The sequence below is a fragment of the Paenimyroides ceti genome (assembly GCF_030409925.1).
In genome coordinates this window covers 2026222-2053145 of record NZ_JAUFQU010000001.1, presented here as the reverse complement: position 1 = coordinate 2053145, position 26924 = coordinate 2026222, and the positions used below count along the sequence as shown (strand labels likewise).

The following is a 26924-nucleotide window of genomic DNA, read 5'->3' as shown; positions in this document are numbered from 1 at the left end:
TACTTAAAATGTATCTTCGCAGAAAAAAAAGAATGAAAAACGGATGGATTCTATCATTGCTTTTTTTGTTTTTATTATCTGCTTGTGGATTTGGAGAACAGAAAAAAGAATTGGAAAATTTAGCGGAATGTAAATTTTCAGTAGCATCAATTGATGAGTTTAAAATAGCAGGTGTTGCTGTTGATGAGATGATTGCTACAAAGAATTATGATATCTCGAAAATGCCAAAATTCATTGCAGGGTTTTTGAGTAAAAGATTACCCTTAAATGCTCTTATTAATGTGAAAATTGAAAATCCTACTTCAAGTAAAGCCTCGGTAAACGAGTTTGATTATATCATTTTATTTGAAGGTACTGAAATCGCTAACGGAGTAGTTGATCAGCCTATAAAAATTGAAGGAGGAGGTTCTACAGTGGTACCTGTAAATTTGAAAGGTAATGTGTATGAATTGCTGGCGAATAATGAGCAGGTTTTTCTGCAGTTTTTAAAAGGAGATAAAGATGCAAAAGCAACAGTGACTTTTAAAGTTAAGCCTACGGTAATAGTAGCGGGTAAATCGGTTAAATCACCGGGTTATTTTTCTTTTGAGAAACAGATAACTCCTGAAACGTTGTTAAGATTACAGCAGAAATAAACTGGAGATGGGCAATTTTTTAAAATTAAGTTCATCCCTGATAAATCTTTAATTGAATTAAGATATGCGAACATTTGATATAGCTGATGATTTCTTACAGCAGGAAATATCGGGGAGGTATGTTACAAACGAAAATGTTTTCGCCTTATTGAAAAAGCTTCCGGAACATTTTGAGGTAAATATAGCTGGTAAGTCTGTACTGGATAAGCCTATTTATTCGGTTAGAGTTGGAAATGGAAAGCAGAGATTATACCTCTGGTCTCAGATGCATGGAAATGAAACTACCACTACAAAAGGTCTTATTGATTTTTTATTTTTCCTTGCTTCTGAAAATAGGGATGCGACCTCTTTTTTAGGGCATTTTTCATTTCTTATAATACCTCAGTTAAATCCGGATGGAGCTGAACTGTATACAAGGTCTAACGCCAATGAAATAGATCTGAACAGAGATTCTGTTACGCAATCGCAGCCGGAAACAAAAGTATTGCACAGGCTTTTCGATGAATTTCAGCCTCATTTTGCTTTCAATCTTCATGATCAGCGTACCATTTTCGGCGTAGGTAACAAATCAGCTACTATGTCTTTTTTAGCGCCTTCTTATAATGAAAACAGGGATGTTAATGAGGTTAGAGCGCAGGTGATGAAATTGATAGTGGCAATTAATGAAAAATTGCAGTACTATATTCCTGATCAGGTTGGAAGATTTGATGATGCGTTTAATGTTAACTGCATCGGGGACTATTTTATGCAGAAAGGAATTCCTACAGTATTATTTGAAGCGGGACATTATTCAGGAGATTATGAAAGAGAAATTACTCGAAAATTAGTCTTTGTATCTCTTTTTGAAAGTCTGGCTTATTTGCTTAATAAATCAGATGATAATGATTTTTTATGTAAATATTTGCAAATACCAGAAAATATTAAGATATTTAACGATGTTGTTTTTGTTAATCCGATAAATGGTGAGCGCACTGGTGTGCAATATAAAGAGGTCTTAAGAGATCATGAGATTTTTTTTGAAGCGAATGTTGATCATGAATTGATTTTACCTACTCAAAAGGGTCATCTGGAAGTTTTGGCAGCGTTAGAAAAAGATGCTACTGTAGATGATATTTATCATGTTTCTCGTATAAATAAGTTTGATCTTCTAAAAAATGGATTAATTAGTGTTAATGATTTACTAAAAGAACAAAAATAACATTAAAAAATGCAAAATATTTAAAGATAATATATTATTTTTGACCTCAAATTTTAGAAGTAGATAAAAATTGTTTTATGAGTAAATTTCGATTAGATGAAATTGATCATCAGATATTAGATATGCTGATTGATAATACGAGAGTTCCTTTTACAGATATTGCAAAAAAATTGCTGATTTCTGCAGGAACAGTACATGTACGTGTTAAGAAAATGGAAGATGCGGGAATTATTCAGGGTTCATCTTTAACGTTGGATTATGAAAAATTAGGATATTCATTCATCGCTTACGTAGGAATTTTCTTGCATAATACCTCTCAGACAAAATTTGTTTTAGAGCGTATCAATAATATTCCTTTTGTAACAGTAGCACACGTAACTACAGGTAAATTTAATATTTTCTGTAAAATCCGTGCAAAAAACACACGTCATGCAAAAGAAGTTATTTTCTTAATTGATGATATTGAAGGGGTTTACAGAACCGAATCAATGATTTCTTTAGAAGAAAGCATCAATGATAAGAAACGTTTAATGCATACGATCTTCAAAGATTTGTAGAAAATCGTAATGATGTAAATAAAAAAACAGCTCATATGAGCTGTTTTTTTATTTCTTAGTATATTCAACTTTTTCCAATACTACTTTGTCGGAGTAATTGACCATGTAAATGGTGATATCTTTCATATTCTGGTCTTTTCCTTCAATTATATAGAGCTTTCCGTTACCTTTGGATACATTACTTTTAGAAAAATCAACATCGCCGTAGGTCAGACTTTTTTTAATGTCATCTATGGTAAAGGTGTTCATGTTTTCCTCAGCTTCTTTTGTGAAATGCAAAGGTTTGGATCTTAATTCTTTTAAAACACGGCAATTGGGTAAATAGCAAAAACGGGTATCTTTTGCATCGAGAAAATAATATAAAAACATTCCCCCGATCAATAAACCGAGCAGGTAATAAGCTAATCTTTGTGAGAACTTCATTTAAAATAAATTTGAGCAAAGATAAGGTATTTATATCCTTATTTAAAGGACAAAAAGGTTAATATCTTTATAATCCAATCCATACCATTCTCCAATTTGCTGATTTACTAAAATTCCCTGATACATATATACTCCTGATCGGATTGCTTTATCATATTCTAAAGCATTTTCCAATCCGCCGTTTTCACTTAATTCTAATAAGTAGGGAGAAATAATGTTGCTTATGGCTAATGTCGCTGTTTTAGAGTAGCGGGATGTGATATTGGGTACGCCATAATGTACTACATTATATTTGGTCTTTATTGGATTTTCATGAGTTGTAGCTTCTGAAGTTTCAAAACAGCCTCCATTATCAATGCATACATCAATCACAACTGCCCCACCTTTCATGCGCTCTACCATTGTTTCAGAAACAATAATCGGAGAACGGCTCGCTCCTCTGATGGCTCCAATAGCGACATCACAGCGCATCAATGATTTTAGTAAGACTTTTTCCTGAATGGTTGATGTAAAAATACGATACGGCAATACTCTTTGCAGATTTTTTAATTTATGGATAGAGTTATCAAATACTTTTACATTAGCTCCAAGACCCAAAGCGGTTCTTGCCGCAAATTCGGCCACCGTGCCAGCTCCGATAATTACTACTTCTGTAGGAGGTACACCCGTGATGTTTCCAAATAATAAGCCTTTACCATCGTTGCATTTGGTCATATATTCAGCTGCAATGTGTATAGAAGCAATTCCGGCAATTTCGCTGATCGCCTGCAGAAAAGGGTAGGCACCTTCCCGGTCTTTAATAAATTCATAACACAGTGCGGTAATTTTCTTTTTTGCCAATGCCTGAAAATACTCCTTTTTCTGTGTTTTGAGTTGAATGGCAGAAAAAAGATATGTTTTTGCTTTCATGAGAGCAATTTCTTCCAGTGTCGGAGGTTCCACTTTTAAAATAATGGGGCATGAAAATACTTTTTTAGGATCCTGTGTTATCTGAGCACCTGCTTCACTATATTCTTTATCAGTATAACTCGCATGTGTTCCGGCACCGGATTCGATGAGAACTTTATGACCATACGTCACAAGCATATTGACAGCTTCAGGCGTCAGACAGATACGTTGCTCTATTTTAAAATTCTCTTTTGGAATCCCAATAAAAAGTTTACCCCTTTTTTTACGGATATCTAATTTTTCTTCCTGCGGCATCAATTCTCTTTTGGAAAAAGGTGTTGTAATTCCCATAATTTATTTAGATAAACGTTATCCTTCTTGTGTTTTCATCTATTATTTCAAAGTCGATAGTGTGATACTGTTCCGGTATAATGTGCGATGCTTTTTCAGGCCATTCTATAAAACAATAGTTTCCGGAATAAAAATATTCATCTAATCCTATATCATATGCTTCTTCTTCATTTTTTAACCGATACAGATCAAAATGATATAGGGGCTGTCCTTCATTTGTATGGTATTCGTTTACAATAGAAAAGGTAGGACTGTTTGCTATATCATTTATCCCCATTTGTTTTGCTAATGCTTTTATGAAAGTGGTTTTTCCGGCTCCCATAGCTCCGTTAAACAAAAATATTTTTGAGGAACTTAAATGTACTATTTTTTCTGCAATATTATCAATTTCCTGAAGTGAAAAAGTAAATTTCATTTTATCTCGGATTTAAAATAATAAATGGAACAATCATTTCTTCTAAAGAGATACCACCGTGCTGGTAGGTGTTTTTAAAATAACTTACGTAATGGTTATAGTTATTGATGTAAGCCAGAAAATAATCACTTTTTGCAAAAATATAGGAACTGCTGATGTTGATTGTCGGTAGTTGGATTCTTTTAGGATCTTTGACAGCATAAACGTCTTTTTCTTCATAAGTAAGAGATTTACCTGTCTTGTAACGCAGATTGAGACTGGTGTTTCTATCGCCAATTACTTTTGAAGGGTTTTTACAGTTGATCGTTCCATGATCTGTTGTAATAATAAGCTTGAATCCTAAGGTTTGTGCTTGTTGTATGATTTCAAACAGAGGAGAATTTTTAAACCAACTTTGAGTTAAAGACCGATAAGCTTTATCATTAGCCGCCAATTCTTTAATTACCTCCATTTCTGTTTTTGCATGAGAAATCATATCAACGAAATTATATACCAGAGCCACAAGTTTATTGTCTTTCATTGATTTAAAATTCTCAGCAAATTTTTTACCGTCTCTAAGGTTGGTTATTTTATGATATTCGTGTTTTATATTCAATCTCAACCTGTGTAATTGTTCTTTCAGAAACTCTGCTTCATACAAATTTTTACCGCCTTCATCAACATCATTTTTCCAATATTGAGGCAACTGTTTTTCCATTTGTAACGGAGTAAGTCCTGAAAAAATAGCATTTCGGGCATATTGTGTTGCCGTTGGTAGAATAGAGTAAAAGTAATCTTCTTTCTCTATTTTATAATGGTTGGTAATACTGTTTTCAAATGCCTTCCATTGATCATAGCGCAAATTGTCTATAACAATAAATAATACGTTTTCGTCTTTTCGCAATTCTGGAACTACCCGTTTAAAAAAGACTTTATGTGAAAACATGGGTGCTTCTTCATCATCATTAATCCAATCTTCATAGTTTTTCTCAACAAATTTTCCGAATTGAATATTCGCTTCCAGTTTTTGACTTTCCAGAATTTGTGTTAGATTCTGGTCATCGATGGTTTCGAGTTCCATTTCCCAGAAAATAAGGCGTTTATATAAATCAGCCCATCCCTCATGAGAATTGACGCTCATCATATCCATTGCAATTTTTCGAAATTCTTTTTGGTAATCCAAAGATGTTTTTTCTGATATCAATCTTGAGTGATCCAGATTTTTCTTTAAGCTCAAAAGGATTTGATTCGGATTTACGGGTTTTATAAGATAATCAGCTATTTTAGAACCAATAGCTTCTTCCATAATATATTCTTCTTCACTTTTGGTAATCATAATTACCGGAACAGAAGATCTTTTTTCTTTTATTTCAGACAATGTTTCCAGTCCGCTGAGTCCCGGCATATTTTCATCGAGAAAAACAATGTCAAAATTTTCTTTTTCAAAAAGATCCAGCGCATCCTGCCCGTTATTAGCTGTTATTACTGTATAGTTCTTTTTTTCTAAGAAAATGATATGCGGTTTAAGTAAATCAATTTCATCATCTACCCAAAGTATCTTTATAGTGCTCATAGTTCTTTTTTTTGTTATTTAAATTTCAATCTGTTCATGTACAAACAATAGAAAACAGAAAGGAAATGCTAAAATATTAAGGAACTAAATTACATATTCGTCAATTAATATGGTAATAAACTTTTACTAAATTTTTATAAATTGATGGTATTGGGATTCTATTTAATAAAAATGGAAAATATTTTATTTATTAAGTGTTAATAAACTTTACACTTATAAGTTTTCCTTATAAATTTGCTTTTTATGTAAAAAAATGATCTATTCTTTTATTATTCCTGTATACAACAGACCAGACGAAATTGAAGAGCTGCTGGAAAGTCTGTCGCAGCAAACCTATCAAAATGATTTTGAAGTTGTTGTTGTAGAGGATGGTTCTTCATTATCATGTGAAAATGTCGTAAATAAATACCGTGACCTGCTTTCTGTTTCTTATTATTATAAAGAAAATTCGGGACCTGGAGCTTCACGTAACTATGGAATGCAAAAAGCAAAAGGGTCTTATTTTATTATCCTTGATTCAGACTGTTTGCTGCCTGATTCTTATTTACAAAAAGTAGATGAATGTCTGAAAAACGATTATGTAGATTGTTTTGGAGGTCCTGATAATGCTGCGGCTTCTTTTTCCGATATACAAAAGGCAATTAATTTTGCTATGACATCTTTTATTACCACTGGCGGAATCAGAGGAGGGTCTGAACAGATAGGTAAATTTCAACCCAGAAGCTTCAATATGGGACTTTCTAAAAAGGCTTTTGAGGCAACTCAGGGATTTGGTAAAATACATCCCGGCGAAGATCCTGATCTGGTCATACGCTTATGGAAAATGGGGTATGAAACCCGCTTATTTGAACCCGCTTATGTTTACCATAAAAGGCGTATTGATTGGCAAAAGTTTTACAGACAGGTTAATAAATTTGGAAAAGCGAGACCAATTCTTAACCAACGCTATCCCGAGTATTCCAAAATTACTTTTTGGTTTCCTACTTTGTTTTGTCTGTTCTTTATTTTAGCTGTTAGTAGTGCTGTATTGGGAAATTTTTATATGGGAGCATTGTTTGTTCTCTATTTTATAGTGTTGTATATTAGTGCTTTGTTGCGAACGAAAGATTTTAAAATTGCTGCATACGCAATTATTGCTACTTTAATTCAGTTCTATGGGTATGGATCAGGTTTTCTAAAATCAAATTTCAAATTATTTGTTTTAAATCAAAAGGCAGAGGAAGCAATGCCTGAAATGTTTTTTAAATAATGGCTATAATAGTAGGTTTAACAGGTGGTATCGGAAGTGGGAAAACGACTGTGATGAAACATATAGAAACTTTAGGGTATAAAGTATATTATGCTGATGAAGCCGGCAAAAGAATTATGGAGCAGCCTGAAATGATTCGTCAGGTTCAAAACATATTCGATGAAGATGTAGTGGACGAATCCGGTTATCTTGACCGAAAAAGAATAGCTTCGATTGTTTTTAATAATCCTGATAAGCTTACAGAATTAAATGCTGTCATTCATCCTGCGGTTGCCCGTGACTTTGATAAATGTATTGCTGAGCTGGGAAAAAATGAAATTGTTGTGAAAGAAAGTGCCATTTTATTTGAGTCAGGCGCTTATAAAAATTGTGATTTTACTGTTCTGATAACTGCTCCGGAACCCGTACGTATCAAAAGGGTTGTAGAAAGAGATGGTATTTCTGAAGAAGAGGTTAAAAACAGAATAAATAATCAGTTTTCAGATGCAAAAAAAATAAAATTATCAAATTTTGTTGTGAATAATGTTGACTTAACACAGACCTTTTTTGAAATAGAGATGATTTTGAAAGGTATTTTAAGATAAAAAATTAATGTTAATTTTCAGTTAACGAAATTTTTATGTTAAAAATTTAATGTTAAATTTGTGTAATAAAATGAATAAATATAAGTTTAAATTTTTAGTAGTATTGATGAGTTTATCACTTATCGGTATTATTCTTGTTCAATTATATTGGATTAATACATCGTATATTAACAACGATAACCAATTTAAGCTGCATGTAACACAAATTATTGGTAAAGTTGCAGATCAGATTAAAGATAGGGAACGTTATGATTATGATAAGAAATTTAACGAGTTTATTAATAAAACCGGTAAAATCCCCGGTAAAAAAGATATAAAAGAAATCTTCTACTTTGAAAAAGATAAACAAACCAATCGTGAAATTGTTTATTCCAATACTATTTCATTCGAAGATTACAATTTAAAAGGATCGTTCTTTGACAGTAAGAAAGAAAGTATTTCTTTAAGAAATTATACTTCTAAACGCCGCACAGAAATTTATCACGGAGATAAGCAGAGCTTTGATGATGCTTTTGATACAGAATCCAGTCGTTCATTTCGATCTGAAAGTGTACCGGACGAAATAATTGAAAAGGAAGGAGAGATCGATGAAATCAATAGAATAACTTATAATATGTTATTCAACGATATGGTTGCTTCTTATCCTATAGAGAAACGTATAACAAATGATCAGTTAAAAGAAATTTTGACAGAACAATTTTTGGAAAATGGCATAAATACACATTTTGAATACGGTATATACAGTAATGGACTTTCAACAACCATTAAGTCCAGCAATTTTGTATATGATGAAAATAAAACCTATTCTGTACCTATTTTACAGGATCTGGAAAATAATACAAAATATCAGTTATATATCAGTTTTCCTGAAAAATCAAAATATTTGTTTTCAGATTTATTACCTTTTGTATTAATCTCATTATTATTCACTTTTGTTATTATTGCTGCTTATATCAGTGCGATCAATCAATTGATAAAACAACGTCAGATATCCGAAATAAAGACGGATTTTATCAATAATATGACCCATGAGTTTAAAACTCCGATAGCAACCATTAACTTAGCTTTAGACGCTATAAAGAACCCGAAAATTATAGACGATAATGAAAAAGTAATGCGCTATCTGCAAATGATCCGTGACGAAAATAAAAGAATGCATGCACAGATTGAGAACATTCTGAGAATCTCCAAGCTTGAAAAGCGGGAATTGGATATTCAAAAAGAAAAAACCGAAATCAATGAATTGGTTGAAATAGCTCTTGATCACGTAATGCTGATTATTGAAGACAGGGAAGGAGAAGCAAGATTACATTTAAACGCTGTTCGTGATACCGCTTTGGTAAGTCCTATGCATTTTACAAATGTATTGGTAAACATACTGGACAATGCTATAAAATATTCCATACAGGCTCCGCAAATTGACATTTATACGGAGAATGTAAAAGATTTTATACTGATTCGAATTCAGGATCAGGGTGCAGGAATGAGCAAAGTAGCTCAAAAGCGGATTTTTGAAAAATTTTACAGAGAGCATACAGGCGATCTGCATAATGTAAAAGGACATGGATTAGGTTTGGCTTATGTGAAGCAAATCATTGATGATCATAATGCCCATATATATGTAGAAAGCGAAAAAGGAAAAGGAAGTACGTTTGTTATAAAACTCCCTTTGATAAATTAAGTAAACAACAACAGATATATTTAAATATGGAAACAACAATTGGAAAAAAAATCCTTTTAGTCGAAGATGACCCGAACTTCGGTGCTATACTTAAGGATTATCTTACCTTGAATGAATTTGAGGTAACACTTGCAAAAAACGGAATGGAAGGATTTGAAAAATTCAAAAGAGAAACATTCGATTTATGTATTTTAGATGTAATGATGCCTTATAAAGATGGATTTACATTAGCAAGAGAAATCAGAGACAAAAACAAAGAAATCCCAATTATCTTTTTGACAGCAAAAACTATGAAAGAAGATGTTTTAAAAGGATACAAGGTTGGAGCTGATGATTATTTAAACAAGCCTTTTGATTCAGAAGTTTTATTGATGAAAATCAGAGCGATTATGCAACGTAAAACGTCTGAAGTAAAAGCAGAAAATACACAATTTGAATTCAAAATCGGTAAGTTTCATCTTAATTCAAAATTGAGATTCCTGACTTTCGAAAATGAAGAACCAATCAAATTATCACCTAAAGAGAACGAATTGCTGAAAATGCTGGCTCTTTATGAAAATGATTTAATGCCTCGTGAAGTAGCATTGACTAAAATATGGAGAGATGATAATTATTTCACTTCTCGTAGTATGGATGTGTACATTGCAAAACTTCGTAAATATTTGAAACTTGACGAAGAAGTTGAAATTCTGAATATACACGGAGAAGGTTTTAGATTGGTTATCAAAAACAAAGACGAATAAAAAAATCCCGAATGGCAGCATTCGGGATTTTTTTATTCAAAATAAGAAAATGAATGATCGTTTCTGATATTTAATAAAGTCTCATAAATAAGCTTTATAGTATTTTCTACATCGGTCTGATCTATCATCTCTACTGTAGTATGCATATAGCGCAGTGGTAATGAAATCAGTGCAGAAGCTACTCCGCCATTGCTGTAGGCAAAAGCATCCGTATCGGTTCCGGTGACTCTCGATTTAGCACTTCTCTGAAAAGGAATTTTGCGTTGCTCAGCAGTGTCAATAATCAATTCTCTCAGATTATTCTGTACTGCAGGAGCATATACAATGATCGGTCCCTTTCCAATTTTTATATCTCCTTCAATACGCTTCTCAATCATTGGGGTTGTGGTGTCATGCCCAACATCAGTAACTATAGCCACATTTGGCTTAATGGTTTTCGCGATCATTTCAGCCCCTCTTAATCCGACTTCTTCCTGAACGGAATTTGTAATATATAAACCAAATGGCAGTGAAATATTGTTTTCTTTTAATAAGCGGGCTACTTCGGCTATAATAAAGCCACCAATTCTATTGTCTAAGGCACGGCAAATCCACTTATTTCCATTCAGGATTTCAAAGGTATCCGGATAAGTGACTACACAACCTACATGAACACCTAATGCTTCAACTTCTTCTTTAGAAGAGCATCCGCAGTCGATAAAAATAGTTTCTATTTTAGGGATTGTTTCCGTTGCCTGATTGCGCAGTCTGGTATGAATGGCTGGCCAGCCAAATACCCCTTTTACTATTCCCTTTTTAGTATGAATTGCGACTCTTTTAGAAGGAGCAATAACCTGATCACTGCCACCGTTTCGGATTACATAGATAAATCCGTCATCAGTAATATAATTTACATACCAGGAAATTTCATCTGCATGACCTTCAATAACTACTTTAAAGGAAGCTGATGGATTGATAATACCAACACAGGTACCGTAAGTGTCAGTTTGAAATTTGTCAACATAAGGCTGTATGTATTCCATCCATATTTTCTGACCGTCTTTTTCAAAGCTGGTAGGAGCAGCATTGTTTAAATATTTTTCAAGAAATTTGATGGAAGATGTATTGAGTATTGATTCTGTGTTCATCCTGTAATTTTTTGTAAAATTAATTATTTAGGTTAAAGCGTATTAAAATAATCAATAAATTTGATTGTTATTTTTATGCAATGAAAAAGATTTTAATATTTATAGTCGGAATTTTTTTTAGTAACTGTTTACAGGCTCAGGTTGTAAACGACTGGGAAAAATATGCAGATACAATATCCAGTACTCTTCTTGATAACGGAGATATAGAACAGGAATTCCTGTTACCAGAAATGATGATTAATTTCTCTAAAGAAGAAATGGAACGCGTCAAAACAATGAATGTTTTGAAGAGACGTATTCTCAGAGTCTATCCGTATGTAGTGGCTACTTCTGATAATTTGCTTATTCTTAATGAAAATCTGGCAAAGATGGATACGAAAAAACGTAGAAATGCCTATATCAAGCGTTCTGAAGATTATTTGGAGAAACAATTTAAAGACCGTTTGAAAAAACTTTCACGAAAAGACGGTCAGATTCTTGTAAAACTAATCAACCGTCAGACAGGGCAGACTACATTTGATCTTGTAAAAGAATTTAAAAGCGGCTGGACTGCATTTTGGTCTAATCAGACAGCAAAACTGTTTGACATTAATCTTAAAACAAAGTATAATCCAAAAGAAACACTGGAAGATTTTTACATAGAATTACTCCTTTTAGAACTTACGGCCGAACGAAAAATTGATTACAGAAATCCGGCTAAGAATATTAACCTTTCACAATTGCGAACCGATTGGAAGATTAAACTCGGAGATTCGGGCTATTATCCGGAAGAATAGTTTTAAAAGAAAAATTACTTCGTATATTTGTAGGAAGCAAAAGTGAATATGGAACAATTTGTAGTATCTGCCCGTAAATACCGACCTCAAACTTTTAAAGATGTTGTAGGACAACAAACGATTACCAATACATTAATCAATGCTATTGATAATAATCATTTGGCGCAGGCACTCTTATTTACCGGACCAAGAGGTGTTGGAAAAACAACTTGTGCCCGAATTCTTGCCCGAAAAATTAATCAGGAAGGGTATGACGATCCTAACGAAGATTTTGCTTTCAATGTGTTTGAATTGGATGCTGCTTCCAACAACTCGGTAGATGATATCCGAAATCTCATCGATCAGGTAAGAATACCACCACAGACGGGTAAATATAAAGTTTATATCATTGATGAGGTACATATGCTCTCAGCTGCTGCTTTTAATGCATTTCTGAAAACATTGGAAGAGCCGCCAAGACATGCCATTTTTATATTGGCTACCACAGAAAAACACAAAATCATTCCAACGATATTATCACGTTGTCAGATCTTTGATTTTAAGCGTATTACTATTAATGATGCCAAAAATCATCTGGCAGAAGTAGCTACAAGTCAGGGAGTGAGTTTCGAGGAAGATGCTTTACAGATTATCGCTCAGAAAGCAGATGGAGCAATGCGTGATGCCTTGTCTATTTTTGATCGTGTTGTCTCTTATTGCGGCAATAATCTTACAAGACAGGCAGTTGCAGAAAATTTAAGTGTACTCGATTTTGATTATTACTTAAAAGTAACTGATCTAATCATTCAGAATGATATTCCGAATCTTCTTTTAGCTTACAATGATATTTTGGCAAAAGGCTTTGATGGACAACATTTTGTAACCGGACTGGCTTCTCACTTCAGAAATCTTATGGTCTGCAAAAATCCGGCTACGGTTCAGCTATTAGAAGTGAGTGAAGAGAGTAAAAATCTTTTTTACCAACAAGCTTTAAAGTTGGATCAATATGTGCTTATTGAAGCAATCGGCATTGCCAATGAATGTGACCTAAAGTTTAAAAACAGTCAAAATCAGCGTTTATTAGTCGAACTATGTTTGATGCAACTGGCATCATTAACGCAAAATACTGAAAAAAAAAATCCGGTTCATTCATAATTCCGCCTGACTTTTTTAATAATTCTGTTAAAAATATCCCGGTTTATATAGAAACATCTGCTTCAACGGCAGTACCTCCTGTGTCTGAAAACAAAGTACAGGAAGATGTTGTAGCTTATGAAAAAGATGAGGAATTAGCTACTCAAAAAATTATTTTGCCAAAGGCAACTAATGAGCCACAAATATCAGCACTTTCTCTAAAAAGTATAAAAAAGAAAAAAGATTTAGAAGCGAGTCTGAGTAAAGTTCATGTAAATCCTGATGACCTTCCCAAGGAAACATTTACTCTTGAGAAGCTTATGGAATATTGGACATTTACTTCAGAAAAGTTTTTTAAAACCGGCAGAATGCTTATGTCTTCAACCATGAATATGGCTACTCCGGTAATTGAAGGCTCTTTGATAAAAATTGAGTTACCAAATGAAGGATCAAAAATTAGTTTTGAAGAGAATAAATATGATCTGGTAAACTTTCTCAGAAAAAAACTGAATAATTATGATCTTGAAATTCATATTGAAGTAAATGAATCAATCAAAATAAAAAAAGCATTTACCATAGAGGATAAATACAATTTATTGAAAGAGAAAAATCCTGATATCGATATATTGTTTAAAACATTCGATTTAGATTTAAAATAAAAAAAGTGAAGGTTAACCTTCACTTTTTTTATCGTTAATTTCAATGTTTAAAAGAACTCTTGCAGCTCCATCTTCATTAAATGAAAGGTCACCGGCTACAAAAACACCTTTTTCTCCATTACTTATCTGCTCAATTCCATAAACAGTTGATTCATCTCCGGGATTAGACATACCTTCATATCTGTAAATATGATTGATTCGAAAATCATCCGGATTAACTATAATACGGGTTTCTTCAACGTTAAAATCAACATTATACCCTTTTTCTTCCAGTTCTCGCAATGCTTTTTCGGCTGTTGCGTAATGATGCATTTTTTTCATAGCTTTTTGTTTTTAATTAAATGATATTTCAAATTACAAAAATCCGATTGAAAGATTTGTTAAGAGGATGTTATTTAATTTATTTAAATTTTAAGGATTAGCTGATTTAAGTTTGTATTTTTGTGGAAACAACGATTTTATGATAGCAATAGGCGAATACAATACATTAAAAATAGCAAGAAATACTGTTGTCGGATTATTTTTAACAGATGGAGAAACAGATGTTTTATTACCCAAAAAATATGTTCCGAGTCAATTTGAGTTTGATGAAGAGATTACAGTATTTGTATATTTAGATCACGAAGAACGAATTGTAGCCACTACACTTGAACCGAAAATATATTTAAACGAGTTTGCACTGCTGAAAGTAAATTTTGTAAATGAGTTTGGTGCTTTTATGGATTGGGGGTTGGAAAAAGATTTGTTTGTACCTTTTAAAGAGCAAGCACGTCCTATGGAAGTTGGAAAACGATATCTTACCTATATGTATTTAGATGAAAAAACAAATCGTCTGGTAGGATCATCAAAATTAAATCAATTTTTAAATAACGAGTCAACAGATCTGGAACCGGGACAGGAGGTAGATTTGATTGTTTCACACATTACCGATTTAGGAATCAATGTTATTATCAATGAAAAACATAAAGGACTTCTTTACAAAAATGAAGTGTATGAAGATCTCAGAACAGGTGATCGTATTATCGGGTATATCAAACATATTCGTCCTGATGGAAAAATAGATGTCTCAAGAGCAAAATTAGGATTCGAGAAAGTAGAAAAATCAGCTCAAATGATTTTAGATGAGCTTGAGTATAATAATGGTTTTCTCGGATTGACCGATAATAGTCATCCGGAAGAAATAAAAACCATTTTAAATATGAGTAAAAAAACGTTTAAAAAATCAATCGGAAGTTTGTACAAGCAAAAGCTTATTGAAATAAAGGAAGACGGGATTTATTTGGTATAAATCTATTTTGTGGTACTAATATTGTATTATTACAATACAATTATCTGATTGAGAATGAAAAACATATTATATATAGTATTATTTCTGTTTTGTTCGTCGACTGTTTTTGCACAGATTGAAGATACTGAAATGGAAGAAATGGTGATCGAACGTGTTTCTAAAAAAAACATGCTGGATATCATCAATAATGTAAAACAACAAACCTATAAAAATTATACGAGATCAAATTATAAGTATGTAGTAATACAAAGAGCTTTTATTGAAAAAAGAGATTCTGTTAAGAAGACTGATTTTTATGATACATTGGTCAATTCCAGACTTGATTATGATGTTTCAATTAATTTACCCAGCAAAAAAATAAATAAGTCAAAAATAAATACCAATCTCAATAAAAGTCAACTCAACGAAAAATTTTTTGAACGTTATTCAGGGAATGATTCTCCGTTATATTGGCTGACTGAGATAGTGCTGAGAAAATATGTAAACATCCCCGAATTAGACTTTTTTAATAATATTACCGATTATCAGTTCGACAGAATGGTAAAAGGAAAAGTAACTACGGTAAGTTTTTTTTCTGAGAATTTTTATGAAGGAGAGTTTGTTTATGATGAAAAATATAATTTAAAATCCATCACCTTTCATCTTAACGTCCCTTATCCGATTGACCATTCTCAAATGAAAAACGGTAAGTATATGTTCGATAAAAACTGGGTATATAAAACGGAAACTGTAAAAATAAAATTTAAGCTCGATGCTCAGCAAAAAATATATATAGACACATTGGAGGCTTATGAAGAAATCCAGAATTACAATTTTAAACGTTATGATTCTACCGGTAAAATAACGATTGAGGATAAAGGACTAAATTTCAGATCATTTTTAAATCTGGAAAGAAAATAATAAATGCCCCAAAATAAACTTCTTTTTGGGGCATTTTCATCATTTATCAATGTCAGGCATAAAATTGAAATGTCCTATCAATTTCGCGTGTGTATTCCTATTTATATCTCTAATTTTAAAGTTTGTCCATCGATGAATTGTCCTTTTGACAGTGTTATTTTTATTTTTTGGTCAGCCGTATAGCCCAATGTTTCTCCATGATTGAACGACACATTGCTACCTATGACATAAGCGCAAATATTAGAAATAAAGTCGTACAATTCTTCGAGATTAAGTTTTGAATTAATGATTTCCATTTCATGTTTCCCAAACTCTTTTAACCCATAGCTGTAAATTGAATTGCCTTCTTCGGATGTTCTTAACCCAAGATAGACCCAAAGACTTATGGGGTTTGCTCCATCTTTCAGACTTTGAGCACTTTCAACATATTGATCTTTAGGGATCAGAAGTGTCTGACTTCCCTGATAAATTCCAATCGCATCAGAAGTCACTAAAATAGTGTGTAATACTTTGCTTAAAAGTTTATAGCGCTCAACAGTAGTTTTTGAACCGGACATAACAGAAACAATAGCATGTCCTGTCATATTGGTGATATCATCCAAGATAGTTGGCCAATTATATGCATATCGGGCTGTTTCTTCAATATCATGAGAAGGAATAGGAGCGGGTATAAAGGCAATAGCAACTTTTTCTCCATCAATGTCCAGAATAGCTGTATCATTGTCTCCATCCATGCTTGTTACAGATAGGTTCCAATTTTTTTTTAAATAATCTGTGATTTTGTTGATATCGTATCTATTGCCTCCACCAAACATAGGCATTGCGAGTAATATTTTATTTTCCTGATTTTGTATTGGCTGTTCTTTTTTCTTAAAAAGGTTAAATAGTCCCATAGATATTTATTGTATTTCTTTATTTGATTGAATATTCATCTAAATATACAAAAGTTTTTTTTGTATTACTGAACACATAAGATTTCATTATTTATGATGATGTACATAGTGACTATCTGCTCAGTTTACTTTTTAAGATTATTGTTGAATAGTGTTTTAGATAGACTGAATGATTTCACTCTGTTCAAAACGGGATTTTGGCAATACATCCGGATGCATGGTATCACTTGCGTCTGCATAACCTACAGTAACGGCAAACAACGGATTGTATCCGTTCTGCGGTAATAACTCTTTGTAGGCTTTCCGGTCAATACCTTCCATAGGAGTAGCATCTAAACCCATACTTATACAGGCGCTCAGAAAATACCCTAAAGAAAGATAGACCTGGTTTTCCATCCATGATTTTGTTGCGGCATCTCCATTTGATTTTACCATTTGTTCATAAAAAGCAATCCAGCCTTCCGGCAAAACAGAAATATTGCGTTTTTCAAAATCTGCAATATCTTCCATCACACTGAACACAACAAGCAGTCCTACATCATTAATTGAGTTCTCATTCATATAAGATTGTGCTGCCAGTTGTTTTTTTAACGATTCGTCTGTAACGAAAGTAAATTTCCAGGGCTGACTGTTGATTGAGGATGGGCTTAGTCGTATGATTTCTTTCAGTGTCTCAATTTTTTCTGTTGAAATTTTTTGTGCAGCATCGTACTTTTTGGTTGCGTATCTGCGTTTTGCAAGGTCTAAAAAATTCATAATTTTTAAAAGTTTAATTATACTATACTTTTTATGGTTGCAAACATAAGTATAGTATATTATCTTTGCAATAACGGTTAAAAAGGATAGTAACAGATGTATAGTATAGACAATAAACAATATCCCTGCAGTACAAGCTTGACAATGAAGTATATAGGAGGTAAATGGAAAGCGGTAATTCTTATTCATTTAATTGAAAAAAAACGATATAGTGAACTAAGAAAGCAATGCAAAGTAATTACAGAGCGAACTTTGAGTCTGCAGTTGAAGGAAATGGAAGAGGATGGATTGGTAAAACGTACTGTACACACTACAAAACCTCCGCTAAAAGTTGATTATGAGCTGACACCATTCGGCAGAACACTTATTCCGCTATTAAAATCCATCGCTGAATGGGGAAAGAAGACGGCTGAAAATAACAATTTTATACAGGTGGTCGAATAATACATTAATGCATACAAGATATGAATGAAGAAGTCAGAATTTACTTACACCATATCAAAACCGTATGTCCTGAATTGCCAGAAGATCAACTTTTGATATTCAGTGAGAAACTTACGGTAACAATGCTCAATAAAAATGATGTTTATATTGCTGCCGGACATATTCAACAACATGGTGGTTTTTTGGTAAAAGGACTGCTCAGGGCTTTTCATACAGATGATTTGGGTAATGAAAAAAACATTTATTTCATTCCTGAAGGGGAATATGCCTTTCATTACGCTTCTTTTATGGACAATATACCGAGCCCACTCACTTTTCAGTGTCTGGAACGCTCCGCTATTGTAAATTTTACTGCTGATCATTTGCAAAATATGTACAATGAAATTCCGGAATTTCAGAAATACGGTCGTATGATTGTGGAAGCAAAGCTCAAAATACAGCAGCAAAGACTGGAAAGTTTTCTTTTTCAAAATGCAGAACAACGTTATGTTGATTTCATTTCTCAGTACCCTCAGTTGTTCAATCGCATAAGTATATCGCAACTATGCAGTTACCTTGGCGTAGAAAGGCAAACACTTACGAGAATTCGCAATAAGCTATCGAAATCAACAAAAATTTGAGTCAGATCATCTTAGTTTTTTTCAGAATAAAATCAAAAAGCGCTATAATCGTTATTATATTAAGAATACTGACTCTATAGATCCCTTTCATATAATAGGGAAGATGCAATTTAAGATTTAGTATATACTATTATTGATACTTGACGGATCTCAAGAGAGTTCTGAACTTCAGACAAAATATTTCCGGACATAACAATTCAAAAAGTATTGGGCTTCGATATACTCGTAACAACAAAAAATACTATAAAAAAACCGCTCACTTAAGCGGTTTTTTATTTTGAAAATCCGTCCGAACTTTTACTTCATCCGGAGTTTTTTGCTTTGTAACATCATCAGCAAGATCATTCGGAACTGTCATAGAAAGTACATATTGTACAATTTGCCATTTTCCGTTGTCTTTAATCAGTACACCAGAACCTCTGCAAAGACTCATATTTTTAGTATCCAGAATTTCATCTACCCACGCAGTATTTCCATCTTTAGAAAAAGAGATATGGCGGTCTACAGCTGTAAAGTCCCAAGCTATGCCACGATCAAAATAAGGTTTAGCAAAATTTATAAATTCTGATTTTGTCCAGCGTTCGGTAGCATCAGTCCCCATATAAATGGACTTGTTATGTAATAATCCAAAATAGCCATTAAAGTCAGCTTTAGCCGCTGCCTGATGCCAGCTGGTCATTAATTTGTCAATTTGTTGTTCTGCTTTTTGTGCTTTAGCAATAGAGAAGCAAAGCATAAAAGCCAAAAGGAAAGTTAGTTTTTTCATAGTTAGAAGATTCAATTCAAATATATCAAATTCTATCCTAATTTGTTTAATAGTATTTTAGATTAACTTCTGTAGTTAAGCTTTTACTTGATATTTTTCGTATCAATTGCGTGATACTCATACTTTTTATATTTTAGAGGCTTGCTTGTCAAAGCTGAAAGCTTAGCTACTTTACTCTAAATTCAATAAATATTTTACTTTGAGCAACGATAAAACTATAAAATTTAACAGATTAATCCCCGAATTGCTGGTAAGCAGTATTGAAGCTTCTAAAGTATTCTATGTAGAACAATTAGGTTTTACAATAGAATATGAGAGAAGGGAAGATGATTTTGCTTTGATTTCATACGAAGGTTCCCAGTTTATGTTAGAACAGGATCATGCTACAGCATGGATTACTGGTGAGCTCGGTTCCATAAGAGGCAGGGGAATCAATTTTCAGATTGAGGTAGATTGTCTCGATGCTGTTATTGCTAAAATTGAAACCAATGATCTTCCTTATTTCAGAAAACCAGAAGAACAATGGTATAGAATAAATACAATAGAAGAAGGTGTAAAAGAATTGCTTATTCAGGACCCGGACGGATATCTGTTACGGTTTCAGCAATATCTTGGAGAGCGGGAGATCTTGGAATAGTAAGACACTATATTAATTACAGTCTAAAATGGATTTTCCTTCTTTTATGCTATATATTGCAGGTAATAATTTTTTTGATAACCGGATGTATTATGAATTTATTATATGAGTATATCTGTGGAGTGGAGCCAACTTTTACCTCTGCCGATTTTGATTTTCTGACAAAAGATTTCCGGACGAAGCACTTCAAAAAAGGTGATCACATTGTACGCGAAGGCGATATACAACGCAATATCTACTTTGTTGAGAAAGGTATCCAGATGTATAACTTTGATACACTGGGTAAAACCAATATTCTGGGCTTTGCCTATCCGCCAAACCTTTGTGTGGTAATGGAATCGTTTATTTTTCAGAAACCATCAGCGTATAACGTTACGTGCATCACAGACAGTACGTTAAGCTATCTAAGCTATGCTGCTTTACAGGAAATCTTTGAAAAGTCCCGGCAAGTAGAGCGGTTATTCAGAAAACTATCCGAAAATTTGTCCATAGGTCTTATCAACAGACAGATAGAACTTCGTTCCACTACTATTGAAGAGCGTTTTAAGATATTCTGCCAAAGAAGTCCGCATTTGCTGCAACAAGTACCCCAAAAATACATCGCCGCTTATCTGGCAATAGACCCGACCAATTTTAGCAAGCTGATGAATAGCGTGCGTTTCTGATGTTGGTGCAGACCAATTTTTTTACCGAAAAAATAACTGTTCTTTGAGGTGTTCATTAAACGGTAAAAATTATAAGGTTATGACTTTTCAACACCTATTTTATATACCCACAATTTTTTTGCTGGGTCTTATTTTTGGAATACTTCTGACTACTAATACAAGTACTGCATCTGCAGAGGGGAAAATGAGTGGAAAAAAGCTGGGGCTCGTCTTTCTGATTTTTATTATTGTATTTATCATTACACATTCATTCAATGTTCCCGCAGGCTCCAAACAGGTAAGTATGTTATTGGGCGGACTGGAAATATTCGACAAAAAGCCAATATTTGGTAGCGATGCTGTATATCACTACATGCAGTCATTCACCGAGATAGGAATACGGGTATACAAACGTTTTACATATACTATTGATTTTATTTTTCCATTATCTATGCTGCTATTTCTGCATACTTTTTCCAAATTCACTCTGCAACGGGTAGCACTTACAAAATATTTCTTTAAAACAGTAAAGCTGCTTCCGTGGATATGGTTTGGATTTGATATGCTCGAAAATGCCACTGTATTTTATCTCCTTACGGAATTTCCAAAGCAACATATATTTGTAGCCGGTTCATTGGCATGGATTACCGTGGTAAAATTTGCTTTACTCTTTCTTTCGCTTTTAGTACCAGCCTTGTTACTTTTATTTGCAAAAAAGCAACGGCACCAACATTAACTTTCATTAAATGGTAAGAGTTGTTTCTTTATAGCGTTTTTTTGGAATAGTTACTTACCAAATAGCTAAAGAGTACAAATACAACATGAGAATTGATCGCTGAATGTTGAATATTGGAATGGATAATTATTACTAATATTTTTATTTATCACGTTGGATTACAAATTATCGATAAACGCTAAATATTGTTTGGTCTCATCTTCTAATCGTTTTCTGATAACGTTAAATTGAGAGCCATAAAACGCAAAGAAAGATTGATAATCAGCTTGGATATAACTAAAGGATGCAATGAAAGAATTAGTCAATTCAGCAAGTGTAAATTTGTGTTTTCCGTTTGGCAGATAATCCTCTTCATTTCCATTGGTTGATAGACATAAGCCAATTCTTTTTCCTTTTAATTTATAGGCACTTCCGTATGCCCAACCATAAACCAAAACTTCATCAAACCATTTTTTAAGTAGTGGAGGACAATTATACCAATATACAGGAAACTGAAACACGATTTTATCGAATTTTTCAATCAATTTCTGTTCTTCATCTACATTGATAATTCCTGTCGGATATAATTCGTATAATTTATGGATTTGGTATTTATCCGAATATTTTTCTAGTTCTCCGACAAATCTCTTATTGACCTTTGAAGTATTGAGATTGGGGTGTATAACGATGATTAATGTCTTCATTTTAACTGTTTTATTGTGCAAAAGTAAATGAATATCTGTAATTTCGTAGATTGGCAACCCATTGTATGATACTAACAAAAATGTAAGTAATGTCAAAAATAAAAGAAACATCGACCAATTTTGCTAACAAACAGGCTTTATCTAATGAATGTCCTGAAGTATATGCTTCCAACATTATTGGTGGGCAATGGTCTTTGCCTGTCTGTTGCTATCTTATGAACGGAAAGCTACGTTTCGGGGAGTTGAAAAAATATTTGCCAAACATAACGGAACGAATGCTGACTTTACAACTGCGAAAATTAGAAGAAAATAAAATCATCAAACGCACAGTTTATGCAGAAGTACCTCCACGAGTAGAATACGAGCTAACTGAAATCGGATATGAGCTGAAGCCAATCATTACTGAACTGGGAAATTGGGGGAAGAAGCGTAAGAAGCTGAAATAAACAAAGAAAAGATTATAATATTAGAAACTCTGACGGGGTATTAAAAATTAAATATTGAAAAATTCAAAGAGAAAAACGTGAAAGTCATATTTCTTTTTGAAAGAGCCAACCTGATGGCTGAAACATTAACATATCCTGAAATTGTAAAACAATTTTTTTAGGACCAAATTAATAACCAGTTGGAAAGTTGGAAACAACATAGTTTTTCAAGAAGAATGGGAAGGACTGAGATACAAAGACTCAGGTAAAGTGCCTGGATACTCTCATCATGAAAAATTAGCATATTCTTATTGGTATAATTGGAGTGGCAAAGAATACACCAGAAAGTTATTTGTGGACTTGCCATGAAGTATATCTGCCGTTAATATGTATGGGTAAAATACGGGTTAGAATAGCTTCTATTGAATATTTGAATTAAAAATCTTATCCCATCTCCAAACCACAAACCCTTATAGGAGATTTAATACTACACTGCAAATGAAATACAGAGAAATTGAACCAAATGGATTTTTGAACAACTTTGTGAAGTGTTTTTGGTTTTATGAAACCACTAACACAGAGGTACAGCATACTATTCTACCAGACGGTTACTTTGACTTAATTGCAGAGTTTGAGAACGAAATACTTACAAATGTTAAACTTACAGGAATTTGGACAAAACCGAAAGACATAAAAATCCCTAAGAACACTAAATTTTTTGCCATCAGATTTAAACTTTTAGCCATTGAATATATCTTCCAAAAAGAGATAAAATCAATTCTGGACTCAACGGTAAGTTTGCCTTTTTTATTCTGGAGCATTGAGAAATACAAAAGCGATGAGTTTGAAAAATTTGCTTCTGAAGTCTCGAATAATTTAGAAACATCAATAAAACATTTAAAGCAAATGGATGGCAGAAAACTAAAACTGTTCGACTTCGTCTATGAACAGAACATTAAAACAGTTGCCGAAATTTCAAAAAAAATTTTTTGGAGTAGCAGACAAATAAACAGATATTTTCAGACACGATTTGGAATTACGCTAAAAGAATTTTTAAATATTGTTCGTTGCAACGCTACATACGAAGAAATTTCAAATGGCAATCTAAATCCCAATTCCGATTATTTTGACCAGCCCCATTTCATAAAAGAAATTAAGAGATATACGGGTGTAACGCCAAAAGAACTAAATCAAAACAAAGACGACCGATTTTTACAATTATCAAAGATGGATTAAAAGTAGCTTTGTGACTTAATTTTAAACTAAAACAAAATGAAGATAAGCAAACTTTCACCAAACTTTGAAGTAACTGATATAAGAAAAACCGTTGCTTTCTATGTAGAAAATTTCGGATTTAACCTTATTATGGCAGTTCCCGAAACACAAGACGGAATTGACCAGATTTTTGCAGAAAACAAAGAGTATGTCTACGCAATGATGCAAAAAGACAATGTAGAATTTATGTTTCAGCGTTCAGACACATTTAAAAATGATGTTGTCTTTTCAAAAGGACAGAATATTGGCGCAACCGTTTCATTTTATATGGATGTTGAGGGCATACGAGAATTTTATCAGGACCTGAAAAGTAAAAACCTTGAATTAACCGAATTAAAAACGACTTGGTACGGAATGCAAGAGTTTTATGTAAAGGACCTGAACGGTTATATTCTTGGATTTGCAGAAAAAGCCGATTAATTATGAATATAGAAGACGTAAGGAATTTTTGTTTGTCATTAAAAGGAGCAGAAGAAAAAATGCCTTTTGACGACAAAACACTTGTATTTTCGGTTAAAGGAAAGATGTTTTGTGCAACTGACATAACCACTTTCAAGTTTCTAAACTTAAAATGTGACCCGGAAGAAGCCATAATTTTAAGAGAAAAATATAGTGACGTAATGCCGGGTTATTATATGAACAAGAAACTGTGGAACAGCGTAAAAACAACAGGAAAAATTACCGACAAACAAATGAAAGACTGGATATTAAATTCATATGACTTAGTTGTCGCAGGGCTTCCGAAGAAAACGCAAAAGGAATTAGGCGATGAATAACAGCTTAGTAAAGTGCATTTTTTAATTGTCATAATAAGGTGTTTTCAAGATGTCTTTCAAAGTAAGATAAACCAAAGCGTTCAATTTTCCATACAAATGGCAGTTTTAAAAGAACAATACGGAAATGTTTTGTCTGATGTAGTATATACTAAAAATAAAACCGTTACTGATTTTTAGCCGTAAAGTAAAATACTATAATAGTAAAATCTGTCTGTGTTATACAACCATTTTAGTTGTTAGCAAGCGTCTCGTCAATTAATTTATCCAATATTAGATTGAATTCATTCGGTTTTTCGAGCATTGGATAATGTCCTGTATCTGATATAACTTTATAATTATAGTTTTTAAAATATTTTGTATTGCTTTCCATATTTGTGGGTGCAGCATCAGAATTAATAGCTCTTACAGGAACATTAATTTGTTGTGCAAATTTTTGAATATCCATTTCATATAGCGGACGAAGAGTGTTTATTGCTAAGTCAGGCTCATTTTGAAGAAATTCGTTTTGAAGTTGTTTTTTTATCTTTTCAGGCGTTTTTTCTACAAAAAGGTATTGAGGAAGTATATTTTCAACAGCAGATTTAAAATCAGTACGATAATGACTGAACATAAATTCTTCTGCTTGTTCAGTAGTTAAATTTTGTTCTAAATCTCTTAAAGTATCTACTAAAATAATGGCTTTAATCTTAGGTATATCAATACTTGCTTCAACTACATAGGCTCCTGACATAGAATGTCCTACAAGAATAATTTCAGAGGATTTGATGTGTTGAACAACAGTTTTTATATCATCTGCATATTGTTTACTTGTCCAGTTTTGTCTTGATTTATCAGACCTGCCATGTCCCCCTAAATCTATCCGGACAATTTTATATTTATCATTGAAATACTTTTCCTGATCGTTCCACCAATTGGTATTGCCAAGCCAACCATGTACAAAGACTAAAGCAATGTTGCCATTTCCGGTTTCAGTATAGTGAATGTTTACTTTATCAGTTGACCTGCTGTATTTTTCCATTTTTTTAATTTTAATATTTATTGAATACTTCCATTTCAAAAGGGGATGCTATCCTTTAATAAATATACAAAGGATTCAGGATTATACAAAACAATAAAAGAGCATCACCGAGAAGATAGAGTAATATTATAATTTATAATGTTATATAAGTTTGAATTTCATAACTTTATAAAATGAAACATAAAGAAACCATCAGAGAGTTTTATACCCATCACGGACAGGAATATCCCAAATCAGGACAATTCAATGTATACCGCAGAGAGGAATTTGCCTGTGACAGCACATCGTTGCCACCTAATCGTAGGGATTTTTACAAAATTTCGATGATTACAAAAGGTACAGGAATCATTGGCTATTCTGATAAAGCAATTAATATTGACAGGCCCACTCTAACGTTTCTCAATCCGCTTATTCCCTACTCATGGCAGCCCACATCAGAAGATCAGACGGGTTATTTCTGCCTTTTTACAGAAGATTTTGTAAATACCGCATTGAAAAACGAAAGCCTTTCGCAATCGCCATTATTTAAAGTTGGCGGCAACCACCTGTTTTTTCCCAATGAAGAAAGTCTGAAACTTTTGCAGGGTGTTTTTGAAAATATGGTGCATGAAATAAATTCGGAATACCCCCATAAGTACGATTTATTGCGAAATTATATACAGATTGTAATGCACGAAGCCATGAAAATGCAACCGCCCGAAACCTTTTATCAGCCAGCCAATGCCTCGGAGCGTATCAGTAGCTTGTTTCTTGAACTACTGGAAAGACAGTTTCCTATAGATACGCCAAGCCAAATACTGAAATTAAAAACAGCCAACGAATTTGCGGTACAGCTCAATATACATACCAATACACTCAACAGAGCCCTGAAAGAAAGCACGGGCAAAACAACTACCGAATGGATAGCCGAAAGAATGCTTAAAGAAGCAAAAGCGTTATTGCAATTCAGCAATTGTGATGTTGCACAGATAGCCTACAGCTTAGGCTTTGAACATTCGTCCAACTTTATCATCTTTTTTAAGAAACATAAAGAAGTTACACCATTGCAATACAGAAAAGAGATTGTTAGTAATAATTCCTAAAAGGCTAATATAAATGTTATTAAATAAATA

34 protein-coding genes are annotated in these 26924 nt (G+C 33.0%); 23 read left to right on the top strand and 11 right to left on the bottom strand.

The window, feature by feature from the left end; translation table 11 throughout:
* The first annotated feature begins 32 nt into the window (after positions 1-32).
* The 3 genes from QW060_RS10245 (at position 33) to QW060_RS10235 (ending at position 2390) form a co-directional block, all read left to right on the top strand.
* Complete coding sequence (locus tag QW060_RS10245; protein ID WP_290363484.1) at positions 33-635, top strand: NDR1/HIN1-like protein; 603 nt, start codon at positions 33-35, stop codon at positions 633-635.
* Between the two features lie 64 nt (positions 636-699).
* Positions 700-1833: a M14 family zinc carboxypeptidase gene (locus tag QW060_RS10240; RefSeq protein ID WP_290363483.1), complete on the top strand. Its 1134-nt coding sequence runs from the start codon at positions 700-702 to the stop codon at positions 1831-1833.
* Positions 1834-1910: 77 nt separating this feature from the next.
* Positions 1911-2390 (top strand): Lrp/AsnC family transcriptional regulator, encoded by a 480-nt coding sequence (locus QW060_RS10235; RefSeq protein ID WP_290363482.1) that lies wholly within the window; start codon positions 1911-1913, stop codon positions 2388-2390.
* A gap of 48 nt (positions 2391-2438) precedes the next feature.
* Here the strand turns inward: QW060_RS10235 and QW060_RS10230 are convergent, their stop codons facing one another.
* From QW060_RS10230 to porX, 4 genes are read right to left on the bottom strand one after another with little or no spacing between them, the layout of a single operon-like run.
* Positions 2439-2813 (bottom strand): DUF4258 domain-containing protein, encoded by a 375-nt coding sequence (locus tag QW060_RS10230; RefSeq protein WP_290363481.1) that lies wholly within the window; start codon positions 2811-2813, stop codon positions 2439-2441.
* 42 nt (positions 2814-2855) lie between these two features.
* Positions 2856-4052 carry an alanine dehydrogenase gene (locus tag QW060_RS10225; RefSeq protein ID WP_290363480.1) on the bottom strand — a complete coding sequence of 399 codons (1197 nt, stop codon included), beginning with the start codon at positions 4050-4052 and terminating at the stop codon, positions 2856-2858.
* Positions 4053-4059: 7 nt separating this feature from the next.
* Positions 4060-4467, bottom strand: a complete 408-nt coding sequence (tsaE, locus tag QW060_RS10220; RefSeq protein WP_290363479.1) for a tRNA (adenosine(37)-N6)-threonylcarbamoyltransferase complex ATPase subunit type 1 TsaE — start codon at positions 4465-4467, stop codon at positions 4060-4062.
* A 1-nt stretch (position 4468) separates the two neighbouring features.
* Positions 4469-6019, bottom strand: coding sequence for a T9SS response regulator signal transducer PorX (gene porX, locus QW060_RS10215; protein WP_290363478.1), 1551 nt, complete (start codon positions 6017-6019; stop codon positions 4469-4471).
* A 253-nt stretch (positions 6020-6272) separates the two neighbouring features.
* On the opposite strand from porX, the gene QW060_RS10210 reads away from it, so the two are divergent.
* The 4 genes from QW060_RS10210 to QW060_RS10195 all read left to right on the top strand — a co-directional run bounded on the left by QW060_RS10210 (position 6273) and on the right by QW060_RS10195 (position 10276).
* Positions 6273-7268 (top strand): glycosyltransferase, encoded by a 996-nt coding sequence (locus QW060_RS10210; protein ID WP_290363477.1) that lies wholly within the window; start codon positions 6273-6275, stop codon positions 7266-7268.
* Entirely contained in the window at positions 7268-7852 is a 585-nt protein-coding gene (coaE, locus tag QW060_RS10205) for a dephospho-CoA kinase (protein ID WP_290363476.1), read from the top strand. Before QW060_RS10210 ends, coaE begins: the two co-directional genes overlap by 1 nt.
* Positions 7853-7922: 70 nt before the next feature.
* Complete coding sequence (locus QW060_RS10200) at positions 7923-9533, top strand: sensor histidine kinase (protein ID WP_290363475.1); 1611 nt, start codon at positions 7923-7925, stop codon at positions 9531-9533.
* A gap of 26 nt (positions 9534-9559) precedes the next feature.
* Positions 9560-10276: a response regulator transcription factor gene (locus tag QW060_RS10195; RefSeq protein ID WP_290363474.1), complete on the top strand. Its 717-nt coding sequence runs from the start codon at positions 9560-9562 to the stop codon at positions 10274-10276.
* A gap of 32 nt (positions 10277-10308) precedes the next feature.
* Here the strand turns inward: QW060_RS10195 and QW060_RS10190 are convergent, their stop codons facing one another.
* The gene (locus QW060_RS10190) at positions 10309-11403 is read right to left on the bottom strand and encodes a M42 family metallopeptidase (protein ID WP_290363473.1); all 1095 of its coding nucleotides are present in this window, start codon (positions 11401-11403) and stop codon (positions 10309-10311) included.
* Positions 11404-11483: 80 nt separating this feature from the next.
* Here QW060_RS10190 and QW060_RS10185 point away from each other — a divergent pair, with 80 nt between their 5' ends.
* From QW060_RS10185 to QW060_RS10175, 3 genes are all read left to right on the top strand, one after another.
* Positions 11484-12179, top strand: a complete 696-nt coding sequence (locus QW060_RS10185) for a DUF4294 domain-containing protein (RefSeq protein WP_290363472.1) — start codon at positions 11484-11486, stop codon at positions 12177-12179.
* A 48-nt stretch (positions 12180-12227) separates the two neighbouring features.
* Positions 12228-13313, top strand: coding sequence for a DNA polymerase III subunit gamma/tau (gene dnaX / locus QW060_RS10180; protein ID WP_290363471.1), 1086 nt, complete (start codon positions 12228-12230; stop codon positions 13311-13313).
* An 80-nt stretch (positions 13314-13393) separates the two neighbouring features.
* Entirely contained in the window at positions 13394-13951 is a 558-nt protein-coding gene (locus QW060_RS10175) for a DNA polymerase III subunit gamma/tau (protein ID WP_290363470.1), read from the top strand.
* A 12-nt stretch (positions 13952-13963) separates the two neighbouring features.
* Here the strand turns inward: QW060_RS10175 and QW060_RS10170 are convergent, their stop codons facing one another.
* On the bottom strand, positions 13964-14272 hold the full coding sequence (locus QW060_RS10170; protein ID WP_290363469.1) for a hypothetical protein: 309 nt from the start codon (positions 14270-14272) through the stop codon (positions 13964-13966).
* A 139-nt stretch (positions 14273-14411) separates the two neighbouring features.
* On the opposite strand from QW060_RS10170, the gene QW060_RS10165 reads away from it, so the two are divergent.
* Positions 14412-15239: a CvfB family protein gene (locus tag QW060_RS10165; RefSeq protein WP_290363468.1), complete on the top strand. Its 828-nt coding sequence runs from the start codon at positions 14412-14414 to the stop codon at positions 15237-15239.
* 54 nt (positions 15240-15293) lie between these two features.
* Positions 15294-16139 (top strand): hypothetical protein, encoded by an 846-nt coding sequence (locus QW060_RS10160; RefSeq protein WP_290363467.1) that lies wholly within the window; start codon positions 15294-15296, stop codon positions 16137-16139.
* A 101-nt stretch (positions 16140-16240) separates the two neighbouring features.
* On the opposite strand, the gene QW060_RS10155 is transcribed toward QW060_RS10160, so the two are convergent.
* On the bottom strand, positions 16241-17032 hold the full coding sequence (locus tag QW060_RS10155) for a DUF4261 domain-containing protein (protein ID WP_290363466.1): 792 nt from the start codon (positions 17030-17032) through the stop codon (positions 16241-16243).
* Between the two features lie 156 nt (positions 17033-17188).
* The gene (locus QW060_RS10150) at positions 17189-17788 is read right to left on the bottom strand and encodes an NAD(P)H-dependent oxidoreductase (protein WP_290363465.1); all 600 of its coding nucleotides are present in this window, start codon (positions 17786-17788) and stop codon (positions 17189-17191) included.
* Between the two features lie 96 nt (positions 17789-17884).
* Here QW060_RS10150 and QW060_RS10145 point away from each other — a divergent pair, with 96 nt between their 5' ends.
* Positions 17885-18232, top strand: a complete 348-nt coding sequence (locus tag QW060_RS10145) for a winged helix-turn-helix transcriptional regulator (RefSeq protein ID WP_290363464.1) — start codon at positions 17885-17887, stop codon at positions 18230-18232.
* Positions 18233-18252: 20 nt separating this feature from the next.
* Positions 18253-18852 (top strand): Crp/Fnr family transcriptional regulator, encoded by a 600-nt coding sequence (locus QW060_RS10140; protein ID WP_290363463.1) that lies wholly within the window; start codon positions 18253-18255, stop codon positions 18850-18852.
* A 256-nt stretch (positions 18853-19108) separates the two neighbouring features.
* Here QW060_RS10140 and QW060_RS10135 read toward each other — a convergent pair whose 3' ends face one another.
* The gene (locus QW060_RS10135) at positions 19109-19618 is read right to left on the bottom strand and encodes a nuclear transport factor 2 family protein (RefSeq protein ID WP_290363462.1); all 510 of its coding nucleotides are present in this window, start codon (positions 19616-19618) and stop codon (positions 19109-19111) included.
* Positions 19619-19817: 199 nt separating this feature from the next.
* Between QW060_RS10135 and QW060_RS10130 the strand changes: the two genes are divergently transcribed.
* From QW060_RS10130 to QW060_RS10120, 3 genes are all read left to right on the top strand, one after another.
* A complete protein-coding gene (locus tag QW060_RS10130) occupies positions 19818-20255 on the top strand; it encodes a bleomycin resistance protein (RefSeq protein ID WP_290363461.1) in 438 nt (145 codons plus the stop codon).
* Positions 20256-20347: 92 nt separating this feature from the next.
* Positions 20348-20920, top strand: a complete 573-nt coding sequence (locus QW060_RS10125) for a Crp/Fnr family transcriptional regulator (RefSeq protein ID WP_290363460.1) — start codon at positions 20348-20350, stop codon at positions 20918-20920.
* Positions 20921-20963: 43 nt separating this feature from the next.
* Positions 20964-21635 (top strand): hypothetical protein, encoded by a 672-nt coding sequence (locus QW060_RS10120; protein WP_290363459.1) that lies wholly within the window; start codon positions 20964-20966, stop codon positions 21633-21635.
* Between the two features lie 158 nt (positions 21636-21793).
* On the opposite strand, the gene QW060_RS10115 is transcribed toward QW060_RS10120, so the two are convergent.
* Entirely contained in the window at positions 21794-22318 is a 525-nt protein-coding gene (locus tag QW060_RS10115; protein ID WP_290363458.1) for an NAD(P)H-dependent oxidoreductase, read from the bottom strand.
* 89 nt (positions 22319-22407) lie between these two features.
* Here QW060_RS10115 and QW060_RS10110 point away from each other — a divergent pair, with 89 nt between their 5' ends.
* The 5 genes from QW060_RS10110 (at position 22408) to QW060_RS10090 (ending at position 24971) form a co-directional block, all read left to right on the top strand.
* The gene (locus QW060_RS10110; RefSeq protein WP_290363457.1) at positions 22408-22764 is read left to right on the top strand and encodes a winged helix-turn-helix transcriptional regulator; all 357 of its coding nucleotides are present in this window, start codon (positions 22408-22410) and stop codon (positions 22762-22764) included.
* Between the two features lie 477 nt (positions 22765-23241).
* Positions 23242-23979 (top strand): DUF6597 domain-containing transcriptional factor, encoded by a 738-nt coding sequence (locus QW060_RS10105; RefSeq protein WP_290363456.1) that lies wholly within the window; start codon positions 23242-23244, stop codon positions 23977-23979.
* Between the two features lie 36 nt (positions 23980-24015).
* On the top strand, positions 24016-24438 hold the full coding sequence (locus tag QW060_RS10100; protein ID WP_290363455.1) for a VOC family protein: 423 nt from the start codon (positions 24016-24018) through the stop codon (positions 24436-24438).
* A 2-nt stretch (positions 24439-24440) separates the two neighbouring features.
* Positions 24441-24794: an MmcQ/YjbR family DNA-binding protein gene (locus QW060_RS10095; RefSeq protein WP_290363454.1), complete on the top strand. Its 354-nt coding sequence runs from the start codon at positions 24441-24443 to the stop codon at positions 24792-24794.
* A 12-nt stretch (positions 24795-24806) separates the two neighbouring features.
* On the top strand, positions 24807-24971 hold the full coding sequence (locus QW060_RS10090) for a hypothetical protein (protein WP_290363453.1): 165 nt from the start codon (positions 24807-24809) through the stop codon (positions 24969-24971).
* 52 nt (positions 24972-25023) lie between these two features.
* Here the strand turns inward: QW060_RS10090 and QW060_RS10085 are convergent, their stop codons facing one another.
* Positions 25024-25812 carry an alpha/beta fold hydrolase gene (locus QW060_RS10085; protein ID WP_290363452.1) on the bottom strand — a complete coding sequence of 263 codons (789 nt, stop codon included), beginning with the start codon at positions 25810-25812 and terminating at the stop codon, positions 25024-25026.
* A 173-nt stretch (positions 25813-25985) separates the two neighbouring features.
* On the opposite strand from QW060_RS10085, the gene QW060_RS10080 reads away from it, so the two are divergent.
* Positions 25986-26894 (top strand): helix-turn-helix domain-containing protein, encoded by a 909-nt coding sequence (locus tag QW060_RS10080; protein WP_290363451.1) that lies wholly within the window; start codon positions 25986-25988, stop codon positions 26892-26894.
* Positions 26895-26924 lie beyond the last annotated feature (30 nt).

What these genes read in the sequence shown, in the direction of transcription:
- QW060_RS10095 (WP_290363454.1), top strand. Translation starts at nt 24,441, where the DNA reads ATGAATATAGAAGACGTAAGGAATTTTTGTTTGTCATTAAAAGGAGCA.
- coaE (WP_290363476.1), top strand. Translation starts at nt 7,268, where the DNA reads ATGGCTATAATAGTAGGTTTAACAGGTGGTATCGGAAGTGGGAAAACG.
- QW060_RS10170 (WP_290363469.1), bottom strand. Translation starts at nt 14,272, where the DNA reads ATGAAAAAAATGCATCATTACGCAACAGCCGAAAAAGCATTGCGAGAA.
- QW060_RS10145 (WP_290363464.1), top strand. Translation starts at nt 17,885, where the DNA reads ATGTATAGTATAGACAATAAACAATATCCCTGCAGTACAAGCTTGACA.
- QW060_RS10195 (WP_290363474.1), top strand. Translation starts at nt 9,560, where the DNA reads ATGGAAACAACAATTGGAAAAAAAATCCTTTTAGTCGAAGATGACCCG.
- QW060_RS10225 (WP_290363480.1), bottom strand. Translation starts at nt 4,052, where the DNA reads ATGGGAATTACAACACCTTTTTCCAAAAGAGAATTGATGCCGCAGGAA.
- QW060_RS10235 (WP_290363482.1), top strand. Translation starts at nt 1,911, where the DNA reads ATGAGTAAATTTCGATTAGATGAAATTGATCATCAGATATTAGATATG.
- QW060_RS10155 (WP_290363466.1), bottom strand. Translation starts at nt 17,032, where the DNA reads ATGGGACTATTTAACCTTTTTAAGAAAAAAGAACAGCCAATACAAAAT.
- QW060_RS10150 (WP_290363465.1), bottom strand. Translation starts at nt 17,788, where the DNA reads ATGAATTTTTTAGACCTTGCAAAACGCAGATACGCAACCAAAAAGTAC.
- QW060_RS10200 (WP_290363475.1), top strand. Translation starts at nt 7,923, where the DNA reads ATGAATAAATATAAGTTTAAATTTTTAGTAGTATTGATGAGTTTATCA.
- QW060_RS10105 (WP_290363456.1), top strand. Translation starts at nt 23,242, where the DNA reads ATGAAATACAGAGAAATTGAACCAAATGGATTTTTGAACAACTTTGTG.
- QW060_RS10240 (WP_290363483.1), top strand. Translation starts at nt 700, where the DNA reads ATGCGAACATTTGATATAGCTGATGATTTCTTACAGCAGGAAATATCG.
- QW060_RS10115 (WP_290363458.1), bottom strand. Translation starts at nt 22,318, where the DNA reads ATGAAGACATTAATCATCGTTATACACCCCAATCTCAATACTTCAAAG.
- QW060_RS10110 (WP_290363457.1), top strand. Translation starts at nt 22,408, where the DNA reads ATGTCAAAAATAAAAGAAACATCGACCAATTTTGCTAACAAACAGGCT.
- QW060_RS10125 (WP_290363460.1), top strand. Translation starts at nt 20,348, where the DNA reads ATGAATTTATTATATGAGTATATCTGTGGAGTGGAGCCAACTTTTACC.
- QW060_RS10210 (WP_290363477.1), top strand. Translation starts at nt 6,273, where the DNA reads ATGATCTATTCTTTTATTATTCCTGTATACAACAGACCAGACGAAATT.
- dnaX (WP_290363471.1), top strand. Translation starts at nt 12,228, where the DNA reads ATGGAACAATTTGTAGTATCTGCCCGTAAATACCGACCTCAAACTTTT.
- QW060_RS10085 (WP_290363452.1), bottom strand. Translation starts at nt 25,812, where the DNA reads ATGGAAAAATACAGCAGGTCAACTGATAAAGTAAACATTCACTATACT.
- QW060_RS10190 (WP_290363473.1), bottom strand. Translation starts at nt 11,403, where the DNA reads ATGAACACAGAATCAATACTCAATACATCTTCCATCAAATTTCTTGAA.
- QW060_RS10185 (WP_290363472.1), top strand. Translation starts at nt 11,484, where the DNA reads ATGAAAAAGATTTTAATATTTATAGTCGGAATTTTTTTTAGTAACTGT.
- tsaE (WP_290363479.1), bottom strand. Translation starts at nt 4,467, where the DNA reads ATGAAATTTACTTTTTCACTTCAGGAAATTGATAATATTGCAGAAAAA.
- QW060_RS10160 (WP_290363467.1), top strand. Translation starts at nt 15,294, where the DNA reads ATGAAAAACATATTATATATAGTATTATTTCTGTTTTGTTCGTCGACT.
- QW060_RS10135 (WP_290363462.1), bottom strand. Translation starts at nt 19,618, where the DNA reads ATGAAAAAACTAACTTTCCTTTTGGCTTTTATGCTTTGCTTCTCTATT.
- porX (WP_290363478.1), bottom strand. Translation starts at nt 6,019, where the DNA reads ATGAGCACTATAAAGATACTTTGGGTAGATGATGAAATTGATTTACTT.
- QW060_RS10165 (WP_290363468.1), top strand. Translation starts at nt 14,412, where the DNA reads ATGATAGCAATAGGCGAATACAATACATTAAAAATAGCAAGAAATACT.
- QW060_RS10100 (WP_290363455.1), top strand. Translation starts at nt 24,016, where the DNA reads ATGAAGATAAGCAAACTTTCACCAAACTTTGAAGTAACTGATATAAGA.
- QW060_RS10245 (WP_290363484.1), top strand. Translation starts at nt 33, where the DNA reads ATGAAAAACGGATGGATTCTATCATTGCTTTTTTTGTTTTTATTATCT.
- QW060_RS10230 (WP_290363481.1), bottom strand. Translation starts at nt 2,813, where the DNA reads ATGAAGTTCTCACAAAGATTAGCTTATTACCTGCTCGGTTTATTGATC.
- QW060_RS10140 (WP_290363463.1), top strand. Translation starts at nt 18,253, where the DNA reads ATGAATGAAGAAGTCAGAATTTACTTACACCATATCAAAACCGTATGT.
- QW060_RS10080 (WP_290363451.1), top strand. Translation starts at nt 25,986, where the DNA reads ATGAAACATAAAGAAACCATCAGAGAGTTTTATACCCATCACGGACAG.